The sequence below is a fragment of the Sporofaciens sp. St.21A7 genome (genome assembly GCF_059728535.1).
Genome location: NZ_BAAGFN010000001.1, coordinates 2,321,422 through 2,335,552, shown reverse-complemented (window position 1 = coordinate 2,335,552; position 14,131 = coordinate 2,321,422). Strand labels below are relative to the sequence as shown.

The following is a 14,131-nucleotide window of genomic DNA, read 5'->3' as shown; positions in this document are numbered from 1 at the left end:
ATTGAACCAATTCGGTTACTTACTCTTCCCTACGCTTAGCTTATTCTCCGTCCCAGACAATAGCCGCTTAATATTCGCCCTGTGCTTGAAGAACGCCGACACCATCAAAAATGCCGCAATCCCGTACATCTCATAGAGATAATTCTGCGCAATCCCATAAAACCCGGTCTGTCCAAGCCAGATTACCTCGCCGAGGTAAAGAACCACCACTACCAAAGAGCCTAAGGACACATATTTCGTCCCCGCCACAATTCCCAAGAATACGGCAAGACAGAGCAATACCATCCATGCATTGGTGGTACTCAGCAGAAGCCCGGCAGTCGTGGCAATCCCTTTCCCGCCTTTGAACTTCATATAGAACGGATAGTTATGCCCCAGAACCGCCCCCATGCCCGCATACATAGACAAAAGCGGCAGCATGTCCCCATGGCTCTCCCGGTAAATGAAACGCACCAGCAAAACCGCGAACACACACTTGAACGCGTCTCCAAAAAGCGTCACCACGCCCGCCTTCCACCCCATCGTCCTGAGCGCATTGGTGGTCCCGGCATTGCCGCTTCCTTTGCTCCTGATATCTATATTGTGCAGTTTCCCGTACAAATATCCCGTCTGTAACAGTCCAAATACGTACCCTATCAACACACTGACCAAGCGTTCCATAGCTAACGTCCCTTTTCCTTTCTCTCCCGGATGAAGAATTTCAACGAAGTCCCGCGGAAACCGAATGCCTCCCGAATCTTATTCTCAAGATATCTGGTATAAGAGAAATGCATCAGCTCCCTGTCATTTACGAAAATTACAAAAGTAGGCGGTTTCACGGCAACTTGCGTAATATAGTAAAGTTTCAGCCTCTTCCCCTTATCGGACGGCGGCTGCTGCATCGCCACGGCCTCCATCATAATCTCATTGAGCACGCCCGTCGCCACACGCAGGGACTGGTTCTCGATTACCATATCAATCATATCATACAATTTGACTAACCGCTGTCCTGTCTGCGCAGACACATACATAATCTCCGCATAGGGCATAAATGACAGCACACGGCGGACTTCCTTCTCGTACTCCCGCATCGTCTTATCATTCTTCTCGATTGCGTCCCACTTATTGACCACAATAATCATCCCTTTGCCCCTCTCATGGGCAATCCCGGCAATCTTCGCATCCTGCTCCGTCACGCCTTCCACGGCGTCGATTACCATCAGCACCACATCTGAACGCTCCACGGCGGATACAGCGCGGATGATGCTGTAACGCTCCAGCTCTTCCTTAATCTTGCTCTTCCTGCGAAGCCCTGCAGTATCGATGAACACATATTCTTTCCCGTTATAAACAATGTCCGTGTCAATGGCGTCCCTGGTGGTCCCGGCAACATCCGACACAATGACCCGCTGCTCACCGAGAAGTTTATTGATGATGGACGACTTTCCTACGTTAGGCTTCCCTATGATTGCCACCCGCGGCCTTTCATCCTCCTCTTCCTCCTGTGTTCCTTCGGGGAAATATTGAACCAGCTCATCCAGCATGTCCCCAAGCCCCAGCCGTGACGCGGATGAAATCGGATACGGTTCCCCGATCCCCAGATTGTAGAACTCATACACATCCGGCATGAACTTCTCGAAATTGTCCACCTTATTCACCACCAGTAAAACTGGCTTTGACGACCGCCTCAGCATGTCTGCGACCTTGGAATCCGCATCCACCAGACCCTGTCGGACATCCGTCAGGAACATAATGACGTCCGCCGTATCAATCGCAATCTGCGCCTGCTCCCTCATCTGTGATAAAATAATGTCCTTGCTCTCCGGCTCGATTCCACCTGTATCTATCAGGGTAAATTCCCGGTCAAGCCAGGAAACATCCGCATAGATACGGTCCCTGGTCACGCCCGGCGTGTCCTTCACAATCGAAATCATCCCGCCCGCCAGTGCATTAAAAAGGGTCGATTTTCCTACGTTGGGCCTTCCAACAATCGCCACTACTGGTTTACTCATACTCTATCTCCTATTCTATTCCATTTTCTTCTATCTCTTCTCCGTCCTGTCTGCGCTCTCTGCCCTCACGATTCAGATACCCTTAACAGCCTCGATAAAATCCTGTCCGCTTGATTTTACAATATCTATCTTCACTTGTAAAGCCTCTTCCAATTCCGGAAGCGTAATATCATCCAGAAAGACTTCCTCCCCGCTGCGGAACATATTGCAGGGCAGCAGCAATCTTTCCCCCAATTCCTTTCCCCTAAGCTGTGCAATCAAATCCTTCCCTGTAATCAGACCTGACACCGTAATCAACTCTCCAAAAAACTCATTCCTGATTGGATATATGAAAATCTCGGTGGCCGGGTACTTCTCCCTAAGCTGCTTCGCCATTTCCCGGATATAAGGATACGCCAGAAGCCCTGTCGCCATAGAAAGTTTCCTTGCCCTGTCGTCGCCTTCTGCCGCTTCATAAGCCTGCCGGAACTCATTTTTAAGCAAGCGCAGCATCCCTACGCCATTCTCAAGCTGTAAATATCCGTCATACCGCTCTTCCTCCGGCAGTTCTTCCCCCGCCAGGATGTACCACTCGTCGCCCCCGTGGATAAAATGAATCCCATGTTCCTCATAAATCCGCTCCTGCCAACGGTGGATGGTATCCAGAACTTTCTTCGCATCCTCTTTCTGAAACGGTTCTAAAGGATACAGCCCTTCCCGGTACTTCGTAAGACCCACCGGAACTACGGACACGCTCTCCAGACAAGGGATGTATCTGGTCAGTTCACGGATACTGCGCTCCAGTTCTTCCCCGTCGTTGACGCCTTTGCACAGCACAATCTGGCCGTTCATCCGAATCCCGCCTTCATAGAGCCTGTCTACCTTCTTCAAAGCCTCACCTGCAAAACGGTTGCACAGCATCCTGCATCTAAGTTCCGGGTTCGTGGTATGGAACGATATGTTGATAGGCTCCAGATGATAATTCACGATCCGTTCGATATCATGGTCACTCATATTCGTAAGCGTCACATAATTTCCCTGAAGGAAAGAAAGCCTGGAATCATCATCCTTAAAATACAGCGTCTTGCGCATCCCTTGGGGCATCTGGTCGATGAAGCAGAACATGCACTTGTTCCTGCAGGAACGGTACTCATCCATCAGCCCTTGCTCGAATTCAATCCCCAAATCTTCCTCGTAATCCTTCTCTATCTCAAGTTCCCACTCCTCACCGTCTGGCTTCTCGATGAGAAGCGTCAGTTCCTCGTCATTTACCAAAAAATGATAGTCGAACACATCCCCGACTTCGTTTTCATTGATGGAAATCAGCCTGTCGCCCGCTTCAATTCCCAATTCCTCTGCGATACTTCCCGGCAGTACGCCTTTTATTACATGCTCATGCTTCTTTCTGCTCATCTTAAATTGATTCTCCCCATATTTTCCTCTAGTATAGCACATCCCTATCTCAATTTCCAACACATTCACGAATCTATAGTTGACCTTCCTCCCCCAAAAGTGTTATAAATATCTTAGGATTGTATCAACAAACACACATAGGAGATTAACATGCCAAACATTAAACTAATGGAAACGGCGCTTCCAATTGCGCCTCTGAAAATCGCTGCCCTTGATTCCTGCAAGGAACTGGGGCAGAGAGTGGATCAATACATTGTGCGGTTCCGCCAGGACACCTTGCGGGAATCTCTGGATTCCCCGCTTTTTTCCAGCTATCGGCTGGATTCCTATCTGGTGGAATCCCAATGCCCGCGCTTTGGCACCGGGGAAGCCAAGGGCCTGATTCACGAATCTATCCGCGGCAAAGATCTATTCATCATGGTTGACGTATGCAATTACAGCCTGACTTACACGGTCAACGGGCACCCAAACCATATGTCTCCGGATGACCACTACCAGGATTTAAAACGAATCATTTCGGCAGCCAACGGCAAGGCTCACAGATTGAACGTACTCATGCCGTTCCTGTACGAGAGCCGCCAGCACAAGCGCACCAAGCGGGAATCTCTGGACTGCGCCCTGGCACTCCAGGAATTAACGGATATGGGCGTGGACAATATTATTACCTTCGACGCCCACGACCCCAGAGTGCAGAATGCCATCCCGCTCCACGGTTTCGACAGCTTCAACCCGCCTTACCAGTTCATCAAGGCTCTCTTGCGCGCCGAGCCTGAGCTCATTGTGGACAAAGACCATCTGATGATCGTAAGCCCTGACGAGGGCGCTATGCACCGTGCCGTCTATTTCTCCAACGTGACCGGCGTGAACATGGGGATGTTCTACAAACGCCGTGATTATTCCACTGTCGTAAAGGGAAAGAACCCGATTGTCGCACATGAATTTTTGGGGGATGATATTCATGGGAAAGACGTTATCATCGTGGATGATATGATTTCCTCCGGGGAAAGCATGCTGGATGTGGCAAAACAGATCAAAGAGCGGGGCGCGAACCGAGTATTCGTATGCACTACCTTTGGCCTGTTCACGGAAGGTTTCGGAATCTTTGACGATTATTACAATAAAGGCTATATTGACCGTGTCATCACTACCAACTTAACTTATCTGCCGCCGGAAGCCTATGAAAAACCCTACTTCGTAGTCGCAGATATGACCAAGTTCATTGCACTGATCATAGATTCCATGAATCATGATATTTCCATCGGAAAAGTCTTGAATCCGACAGATAAGATCCATGCGCTTCTGAATGAACACAACCGCAGGCTAACGTAATCATTGTGTTTCACTGTTAAGGTATACCCACAGGGTGAGTAGAAAGAGAGACTGTCAGAAACCACATTGTTTCCTGACAGTCTCTCTTTTCTATCCCTTACTTACAGAAATCCGTATAACTCGTCCCGTTCTGCATCCCAATTCCCCGCGCCGCCGCAAGCTCGGAAACTGTGACCAACTGATACCCCGCCTCAATCAGCTTAGGAATCAGCACAATTGCCGCATCTATGCTCTCCGTGTGGATATCGTGCATCAGGACAATATCCCCGTCCTTTACCTTCTGCATCACATTGTCAATCGTTGCCTGCGCATTCCTGGTCTTCCAGTCCAGAGTATCAATATTCCAGAGAATCAACGGCAACCCAGCTACGGACTTCAATGTACTTCCAATCGCACCATAAGGCGGACGCAATACAGATGCCGGCTGCCCTGCCGCATCCTTTAGATTCTGGTTCGTGCGGTCGATCTGGTCACGTATCCCTGCCGCATCCATCTTAGAAAGGTCTGGATGGTCAAAAGAATGGCTTCCAAGCTCACACCCAATCTCCTTCATGCGCTTCACTTCATTCTGATATCTCGGCACATTCTTTCCCTGCATGAAGAAGGTAGCATGGGCATGGTTCGCCGCAAGCACCTCCAAAAGCTCCCCAGTACGTTTCCCCGGTCCGTCGTCAAACGTCAGCGCAATCATAGGTCTTGCCGGGTCTACATCACTGTCCTCCATGGATGTAAGTACTCCCTCCTTATCAAAAGAACACTTCGTCATCCCTATGTATAACTCTCCCTTTGCCATCTTCCCTTCCTGGTCAAAATAGTATGTCTTCTCCTCAATATCTTTCCAGCCGGTCACCATATGCCCGTCCCCTTCAAGATAGTATCTGGAATCATCTACATCCACCCATCCGGTCTTACGGATTCCATCTCCGTCCATATAATATCTGACGCCCCCGGCATCCACCCAGCCAGTCGCCTTATTGCCTTCTCCGTCAAAATAATAGGTGTTCCCTTTGGAAACCACGAAATCGTTGGTGACATATGAGCCGTCATACTTCCGAAATCGGTCGCCATCCCACTCGCCGACAGCATTCTTCACCGTCAGCATCGCATCCAGCGTATCCACCCTGACAAGCCCCATCCATTCCTTTCCTAAAGCTGCCTGTATCTCGTCCGAAAGCTTCAAGTGCATCGGGTACTCTCCCTCTGTGGCGACATCCGCCTCACATGTAACCGCATATCCCTTCCCACTCTCGAAATCTTTCAACAAATCCTCCGCCGTATAACCAGACTCCCCGTCCAGAATCACATCGCCATTCCCCACAAGTTCCCCTTCTATCCCGAACGCCGGAAGCTCTTCCCCCTGTAGGATGGAGGCTTCATTAAGCTTGAGATAGATAGAAACTTCCTGCCGGGAAGCGGTGGCCGTAGTCAAAAAGAGAAGAGGCATCACACAAATCATCAAAAGAGTCAGAATACGCAAGCACATTCTCACTCTCCTTACCTTCCGGATTCTCTTCTCTTTTAATAATCTTCTCTCCTTGCTTCTATCATTCGTCATTCCTTACATCTCCCCTGTATATCCAAGCCGCCCCGTCATGTCACTTAGGTAAGAACCGTACGAAAATCAATTCTCCCGGTTCCTTAGCTGAGTATACAGGAAAACGAAAATCAATTCAATAAAGATTATGTTAAGAATATTTAATTATTCTTTAATATTTACTATCTGATAATCCGGACACGCAGCACTTCCCTGACCTTAGCAAGCTCTTCGGACACATTTTCCGGCACCGGACTGTCGATATCAATCATGGTATACGCATACTTTCCTTTACTCTTATTCGTTAAATCCGCAATATTCATATTGTCCTTCGCCAGAATCTTCGTGAATTGCCCAATCATATTCGGCACGTTCCTATGAAGAATGAGAATCCGGGTATTCTCTCCCGGGATACCCATATCACAGTTGGGATAATTGACCGAATTTTTAATATTCCCGTTCTCCAGGTAATCCCTTAACTGCTTCACCGCCATCTTCGCACAGTTATCCTCCGACTCCTCCGTAGACGCCCCCAGATGCGGGATGACAATGGCGCCTTTGACCCCTGCGGTCACAGGCGTCGGGAAATCCGACACATAGTGCTTCACATGTCCTGACAGCAGCGCATCCACCATAGCCTCTTCGTCCACCAGCACATCCCTTGCAAAATTCAGCACCACCACGCCTTTCTTCATAAGGCTGATGGCATTCTTGTCAATCATCCCCTTGGTCTGCTCCATTGCTGGGACATGAATCGTAATATAGTCACAATTCTGATACAGTTCATCCACCGTCTTCGCATGATGGATACTCCTTGACAGCCTCCACGCCGAATCCACGGAAACATAAGGGTCATATCCATATACATCCATCCCCAGGTTCGTCGCTGCATTTGCCACCAGCACGCCGATTGCCCCCAGGCCGATGACGCCCAGCTTCTTGCCCTCTAACTCGCACCCGGCAAACGCCTTCTTCGCCTTCTCCGCATCCTTTGCAATATTGCCGTCCTCCTCGTTCTCCTGTACCCAATTAATACCGCCGATAATATCCCGGGACGCAAGGAACATTCCTGCGATAACCAGCTCCTTCACTCCGTTGGCATTGGCCCCCGGCGTATTGAACACCACGATTCCTTCCTCCGCACACCGCTCCAACGGAATATTGTTGACCCCTGCCCCTGCACGGGCGATTGCTTTCAGGTTCTTTGAAAAGTCCATCTCGTGCATGGCGGCGCTTCTTACCAGCACTGCGTCCGCCTTTTCCACAGTCCCCGCCGGAACATATTCTTCTGTCAGTTTCTCAAGCCCTACGTCAGAGATTGGATTTAAGCAATAATATTTATACATGATTACAGATTCTCCTCTTCAAACTTCTTCATAAATGCCACAAGCGCCTCGACCCCTTCTATCGGCATCGCATTATAAATACTTGCGCGCATGCCGCCTACGGTACGGTGTCCTTTCAAGTTCTCGAATCCCGCCGCCTTTGCCTCTTTCACAAATTTTGCGTCCAATTCCTCATTTCCCGTCACAAACGGTACATTCATCAGCGACCGATCTTTTGGCACTACGGTTCCCCGAAACATCCTGCTCGTATCAAGATAATCATACAGAACCTTCGCCTTCTTCTCATTATGCACCTTCATCGCTTCAAGGCCTCCCTGCTTTTTCAGCCACTTGAACACCTTGCCGCAGATATAGATTCCATATGCCGGAGGCGTGTTATACAGAGAACCTGCGTCCGCGTGGGTCTTGTACTTCAACATGGTCGGAGTCCCAGGAAGCACATCGTCCGTAATCAAATCCTTCCTCATAATTACAATTACCGTTCCTGCAGGGCCGATATTCTTCTGTACCCCTCCATAAATCACCCCGTACTTTGTCACATCCACCGGCTCGGACAGGAAACAGGACGAGACGTCCGCCACAAGAAGCTTTCCCTTTGTATCCGGCAGTTCCTTATATTTCGTCCCGTAAATCGTGTTATTCTCGCAAATATACACATAATCCGCATCTTCGGAAACCGGAAGACTGCTGACATCCGGGATATAGGAAAATGTCCGGTCTGCGGAAGAGGCTATGATATTCACCTTTCCGTACTTCTTCGCCTCCTCGCTGGCCTTCTTTGCCCACTGCCCGGTCACAATATAATCTGCCACACGGTTCTTCATCAGATTCATGGGAATCATGGCAAACTGCTGGGACGCCCCGCCTTGCAGGAACAGTACCGCGTAATCATCGGGGATTCCCATCAAATCACGCAGATCCGCCTCTGCCGTATCAATAATCTCCTGAAATGCCTTTGAGCGGTGACTCATCTCCATGACGGACATCCCAGTCCCCTTATAGTCTAACATTTCCTCTGCCGCTTCCCTCAACACTTCTTCCGGCAAAACTGCTGGTCCTGCTGAAAAATTGTACACTCTGCTCATCTTCATTCCTCCACTTTCTAACTTTTTCCTACTTACTTTCTTCCAAATCCTTCTCGTCGAACACTTCGCTGATTGCCTTCCCCGGCGCCACCATTGGCCATACCTTGTCGTCAGAATCAATCTGACAGTCAATTACCACAGGCCTTCCCAAAGTCAGCGCTTTTGCAAATGCATCCTTGAATTCTTCCTGAGTCGCCGCCCGGATTCCCACTGCGCCCATCGCCTCGGCAAGTTTCACGAAATCTACCGCGTCGTTTAACACCGTAGCCGAATATCTCTGCCCATAGAAAAGGTTCTGCCACTGGCGCACCATCCCTAGCACATGGTTATTGACCACTACTTGAATGACCGGGATGTTATGGCGCACTGCCGTCGCAATCTCATTCATATTCATACGGAAGCATCCGTCTCCCGCAATATTCACCACAATCTTATCCGGCATTCCCATCTTCGCCCCAAGGGATGCTCCAAGCCCATACCCCATGGTGCCAAGCCCGCCGGAAGTCAAAAGCGTCCTTGGCTTCGTGTAGCGGTAGAACTGTGCCGCCCACATCTGATGCTGCCCTACTTCCGTGACCACAATCGCCTCGCCTTTGGTCTGGCGGTACACCTCCTCCACCACGAAAGGCCCGGTCAGCACGTCTGGATGATAGGACAAGGGAAAACGCCCCTTATATTCCATGATTTTTTCAATCCAGTCCTTGTGTTCCTGCTGGGATAATCTGGCATTCAAGATTCCTAAGATTTCCCGGATATCGCCCACGACCCCGGCTGTAATCAACACATTCTTATCCATCTCCGCCGCGTCAATGTCAAACTGTAAGATTTTTGCATGGCTGGCAAATTTCTTCGCATTGCCGGTCACACGGTCGCTGAATCTTGCACCGATGACAATCAGCAAGTCGCACTCACTGACCCCATAATTGGACGTTTTTGTCCCATGCATCCCAAGCATCCCGGTATAGAGGGGGTCTGTTCCCGGAAACGCACCTTTTCCCATGAGGGAATCCGTCACAGGTGCATCTACCTTCCTGACAAATGTAACCAATTCCTCGCTTGCATCCGATAAAATGGCGCCGCCCCCCACAAAGATATAAGGTTTCCTGGATTTTTCAATCAACTTCAGGGCTGTCTCAATCTCTGCCTCGCTCACATCAATGGAATGAGGGATTGGTTTCGGCTCTTCCCTGTGATATTCCGCCTTATTTGCCGTCACATCTTTCGGGATATCAATCAGAACCGGTCCAGGCCTTCCCTTCTTTGCGATGATAAAGGATTTCCGTATGGTGTCGGCAAGGTCGTTTACATCTTTTACAATATAATTATGCTTTGTAATGGGCATTGTGATTCCTGCAATGTCGATTTCCTGGAAACTGTCTTTCCCCAGAAGGCTGACCCCCACATTACAGGTAATGGCCACGATTGGAATCGAATCCATATATGCCGTAGCAATCCCCGTGACAAGGTTGGTAGCCCCCGGACCGCTGGTGGCGAAACACACGCCCACCTTCCCGGTCGCCCTTGCATATCCGTCAGCCGCATGGGCAGCCCCCTGTTCATGGGAAGTCAGGATATGCTTTATCTCGTCGCTGTGCTTATATAACTCATCATATACATTCAGGATGGCGCCGCCCGGATAACCGAACACCGTGTCCACACCCTGCTCTTTTAAACATTCGATCAAAATCTCTGATCCTGTCAACTGCATATTCTGTCGTTCTCCTTCTATATTATATATGTTGTATTCTGAAAATTATCACGGCAAGCCTGCCATCTTCCGGTTCTGCAATCCGCTCGGCTTTCCTTCCGGACTTACTTCTGCCCTGGAATCTCAAGAATCGCCCCCCTGTTTCCGGAAGTCACCATTGCCGCATATCTCGCCAGATACCCTGTCGTAACCTTAGGTTCTCTCGGCTGCCATGCTTCCCTTCTCTTCGTCAATTCTTCCTCTGGCACGTCAAGCTCCAGTTTCAGGTTTGGAATGTCAATCTTGATGATATCCCCCTCTTCCACCAGCGCAATCGGACCGCCGACTGCCGCCTCCGGGGATACATGGCCGATGGAAGCTCCTCTGGAAGCGCCGCTGAATCTTCCGTCCGTAATCAGGGCCACGCTGGAGCCAAGTCCCATCCCTGCAATCGCAGAAGTCGGGTTCAGCATCTCCCTCATGCCAGGGCCTCCTTTCGGTCCTTCATAACGGATGACAACAACATCTCCTGCCACAATCTTACCGTCCTTAATTGCGTCGATTGCATTCTCCTCACAGTCGAACACCCTGGCAGGGCCTTCATGGACGAGCATTTCTTCCACCACGGCAGAACGCTTTACCACGCTTCCGTCCGGCGCAAGGTTGCCCTTTAACACCGCAAGCCCGCCGGTAGGCGTGTAAGGATTGTCGATTGGGCGGATGACATCCGTATCCTTATTTACCGCATGTGCAATATTTTCCCCAACGGTCTTGCCTGTAACAGTCATACAATCCGTATGGAGCAGCCCCTTCTTATTCAATTCTGCCATCACCGCATAGACACCGCCCGCCTCGTCAAGGTCTTCCATATAGGTGGGACCTGCCGGCGCTAAGTGACAGAGATTCGGCGTCTTCTCGCTGATGCCGTTTGCAAAATCAATCTCAAAATCCATGCCGATTTCATGGGCAATCGCCGGGAGATGCAGCATACTGTTGGTAGAACATCCAAGCGCCATGTCTACCGTCAGAGCGTTGAGTATCGCATTCTCCGTCATGATGTCCCTTGGACGGATATCCTTCTCTAATAATTCCATAACCTTCATGCCCGCCTGTTTCGCAAGCCGGATTCTTGCAGAATAGACTGCTGGAATGGTCCCATTTCCCCCAAGCCCCATGCCCAGGACTTCGGTCAGGCAATTCATACTGTTTGCCGTATACATACCGGAACAGGAACCGCAAGTCGGACAGGTCTTGTTCTCGAACTCGCACAAGTCTTCATCGGTAATCATACCCGCCGCATTGGCGCCTACCGCCTCGAACATACTGGAAAGGCTGGTCTTCTTGCCCTTCACATGCCCTGCAAGCATCGGCCCGCCGCTGACAAATATGGTCGGCACATTAATCCTCGCCGCCGCCATCAGAAGCCCCGGCACATTCTTGTCACAGTTCGGCACCATGACCAGTGCGTCGAATTGGTGTGCAATCGCCATCGCTTCCGTAGAGTCTGCAATCAAGTCTCTCGTCACCAGTGAATATTTCATGCCAAGGTGTCCCATGGCGATTCCGTCGCACACTGCAATTGCCGGGAACACGATAGGCGTACCGCCCGCCATGGCGACTCCCTGTTTTACCGCATTCACAATCTTATCCAGGTTCATATGCCCTGGGACGATTTCATTATAAGAGCTGACGATCCCCACCAATGGACGCTCCATCTCCTCCGGCGTAAGCCCTAACGCGTTAAATAAAGATCTGTGGGGAGCCTGTTGTTTTCCTTTTGTAACTGTATCACTTCTCATTGTTTTCCTCCTAAACCTCTTCTCTACCGGATAGATCCGGCAATCAAATCGCCCATCTTCTCTGTGCCAACCTGCTTCTTTCCTTCCGACATGATGTCAATCGTCCGGTATCCTTCCGCAAGGACTTTAGCGACGGCACGTTCTACCGCATCCGCCTCTTTGTCCAAATCAAAGCTGAACCGCAGCATCATCGCCGCAGACAGAATCGTAGCAATCGGGTTCGCAATGCCCTTGCCAGCAATATCCGGCGCAGAGCCGCCGCTCGGCTCGTAAAGACCGAACTTCGTCTCATTCAGACTGGCGCTTGCCAGCATCCCGATGGAACCTGTCACCATGCTCGCCTCGTCAGACAGGATATCCCCAAACATGTTCTCCGTCAGAATCACGTCGAACTGTTTCGGATTCTTCACTAACTGCATAGCACAATTATCCACAAGCATATGTTCCAACGTCACTTCCGGATACTCTGCGGCCACTTCCTCCACGACCTTTCTCCAAAGCCTGGAAGAATCTAACACATTCGCCTTATCCACGCTGGTCACTTTCTTCCTGCGCTTCATAGCAATATCAAATCCCCGCTTCGCAATTCTGCGTATCTCATTCTCATTATATGTAAGAGAGTCGTATGCCGTCATGACCCCGTGTTCCTCCACGGTCTTCCGTTCGCCGAAATACAGGCCTCCCGTCAGTTCCCGCATAATCATCATGTCGAAACCGCCCTCGGTAATCTCCTCTTTCAACGGGCATGCGCCCTTCAGCTCATCATAAAGAATTGCCGGCCTTAGATTTGCAAAAAGATTCAGCTCCTTGCGGATACGAAGCAGACCTGCCTCCGGCCTCTTCGACGGCTCCAACTGATACCATGGCGATGTCTTCGCATCCCCTCCGATGGAACCCATCAATACAGCGTCACAGCTTTTTGCAGCAGCGACCGTCTCATCTGTCAGGGGGACGCCGTGTACGTCAATGGAAGCCCCGCCCATCAAAAGCTGGGTATAATCACAGGTATGTCCATAGATCTTTGCCACCTGATCCAGTACCTTCATTGCCTCCGCCACGATCTCCGGTCCAATCCCGTCTCCCTTAATTACTCCGATATTCAGATTCATAGTCCTCATCCTTCCTGCAATGGCGCGCTGGCATTCCTACATCAATCGGCCTGCGCCAGCCGCCGCAAACTTTATCATCTATATTATCCTATTTTAGTGCAGGTTTCAAGACTTTAATTCGTCAAATTGCGTGTTTCAAGACAAAAAAATCTTCCATAGCACGCGTAAACGCGCCATGGAAGATTTCTTCCTCAGAACATCCTTTTCTTACATCCCTGTCTTTGGTGACTTGTCAGGACTCTGTCCGGAAGGTGTCGTACCCTTTACAAACGCAACTGGTGATAAGCTCGTGAAAGTTGCTGATACGTACTCTGTATCAACCTTATTCGGAGTAATTACTTCCCAATTTTCATTATCATAGCAATGAAGTACGAAAATCGTATCACCTGCGGCAACCCTTGGTACATTAAAAGCAACAGCTAGAGGATTGTCTTTTGTTACCTTTCTTACCGGCGTTACTTCCGTAACATACAGCAGTTCCAGAGTCATTCCTTCTCTGTACTGATTTCCCAGAATCCGTCTCAATCCAGCCGTTGTGCGAATCTTAGCATCTGCTATAGGGTATGCACTCCGATTATATCTGCTGAGTTTAACTTCGGTAGACGTTGAAGATACGATGCCATCCGTTGTCACTGTGCCTGTAGACGCGCTGCCTGTGCCAATACCAACTACAGGTTTTCCCTCGGAATCTATGGCTCCTGTATTTGAACTGTAAATAGTACCGTCATCGACGCCATCTGAAGATGCAAAACTTACCATCCCCATACTAAAAGTTAATCCCAGAACAAGTGCAAGGGAAACCATCTTTTTACCCAATTTAACCATCGGATATCCCTCCTTTCTTTTGTTATTCTATATT

Annotated in this window: 11 protein-coding genes; 1 reads left to right on the top strand and 10 read right to left on the bottom strand. The window is 49.8% G+C overall.

Annotation, left to right across the window (positions count from 1 at the left end):
• Window positions 1-15: 15 nt before the first annotated feature.
• From plsY to AC6I3O_RS11565, 3 genes are all read right to left on the bottom strand, one after another.
• On the bottom strand, window positions 16-660 hold the full coding sequence (gene plsY / locus AC6I3O_RS11575; protein WP_497851003.1) for a glycerol-3-phosphate 1-O-acyltransferase PlsY: 645 nt from the start codon (window positions 658-660) through the stop codon (window positions 16-18).
• A gap of 2 nt (window positions 661-662) precedes the next feature.
• Window positions 663-1,991 (bottom strand): ribosome biogenesis GTPase Der, encoded by a 1,329-nt coding sequence (gene der, locus AC6I3O_RS11570; protein WP_497851002.1) that lies wholly within the window; start codon window positions 1,989-1,991, stop codon window positions 663-665.
• 72 nt (window positions 1,992-2,063) lie between these two features.
• Window positions 2,064-3,383: a DUF512 domain-containing protein gene (locus tag AC6I3O_RS11565; protein WP_497851001.1), complete on the bottom strand. Its 1,320-nt coding sequence runs from the start codon at window positions 3,381-3,383 to the stop codon at window positions 2,064-2,066.
• Window positions 3,384-3,533: 150 nt separating this feature from the next.
• Between AC6I3O_RS11565 and AC6I3O_RS11560 the strand changes: the two genes are divergently transcribed.
• Entirely contained in the window at window positions 3,534-4,712 is a 1,179-nt protein-coding gene (locus tag AC6I3O_RS11560; RefSeq protein WP_497851000.1) for a ribose-phosphate pyrophosphokinase, read from the top strand.
• 97 nt (window positions 4,713-4,809) lie between these two features.
• Here the strand turns inward: AC6I3O_RS11560 and AC6I3O_RS11555 are convergent, their stop codons facing one another.
• The 7 genes from AC6I3O_RS11555 to AC6I3O_RS11525 all read right to left on the bottom strand — a co-directional run bounded on the left by AC6I3O_RS11555 (window position 4,810) and on the right by AC6I3O_RS11525 (window position 14,097).
• Window positions 4,810-6,267, bottom strand: coding sequence for a polysaccharide deacetylase family protein (locus tag AC6I3O_RS11555; RefSeq protein WP_497850999.1), 1,458 nt, complete (start codon window positions 6,265-6,267; stop codon window positions 4,810-4,812).
• Window positions 6,268-6,428: 161 nt separating this feature from the next.
• A complete protein-coding gene (locus AC6I3O_RS11550; RefSeq protein WP_497850998.1) occupies window positions 6,429-7,592 on the bottom strand; it encodes a phosphoglycerate dehydrogenase in 1,164 nt (387 codons plus the stop codon).
• A gap of 2 nt (window positions 7,593-7,594) precedes the next feature.
• Window positions 7,595-8,677 carry a 3-phosphoserine/phosphohydroxythreonine transaminase gene (serC, locus tag AC6I3O_RS11545; protein WP_497850997.1) on the bottom strand — a complete coding sequence of 361 codons (1,083 nt, stop codon included), beginning with the start codon at window positions 8,675-8,677 and terminating at the stop codon, window positions 7,595-7,597.
• A gap of 28 nt (window positions 8,678-8,705) precedes the next feature.
• Window positions 8,706-10,385 carry a biosynthetic-type acetolactate synthase large subunit gene (gene ilvB / locus AC6I3O_RS11540; protein WP_497850996.1) on the bottom strand — a complete coding sequence of 560 codons (1,680 nt, stop codon included), beginning with the start codon at window positions 10,383-10,385 and terminating at the stop codon, window positions 8,706-8,708.
• Between the two features lie 104 nt (window positions 10,386-10,489).
• A complete protein-coding gene (ilvD, locus tag AC6I3O_RS11535; RefSeq protein ID WP_497850995.1) occupies window positions 10,490-12,163 on the bottom strand; it encodes a dihydroxy-acid dehydratase in 1,674 nt (557 codons plus the stop codon).
• Between the two features lie 23 nt (window positions 12,164-12,186).
• Window positions 12,187-13,272, bottom strand: a complete 1,086-nt coding sequence (gene leuB / locus AC6I3O_RS11530; protein WP_497850994.1) for a 3-isopropylmalate dehydrogenase — start codon at window positions 13,270-13,272, stop codon at window positions 12,187-12,189.
• Between the two features lie 207 nt (window positions 13,273-13,479).
• Window positions 13,480-14,097, bottom strand: a complete 618-nt coding sequence (locus AC6I3O_RS11525) for a hypothetical protein (protein WP_497850993.1) — start codon at window positions 14,095-14,097, stop codon at window positions 13,480-13,482.
• Between the last annotated feature and the right edge of the window lie 34 nt (window positions 14,098-14,131).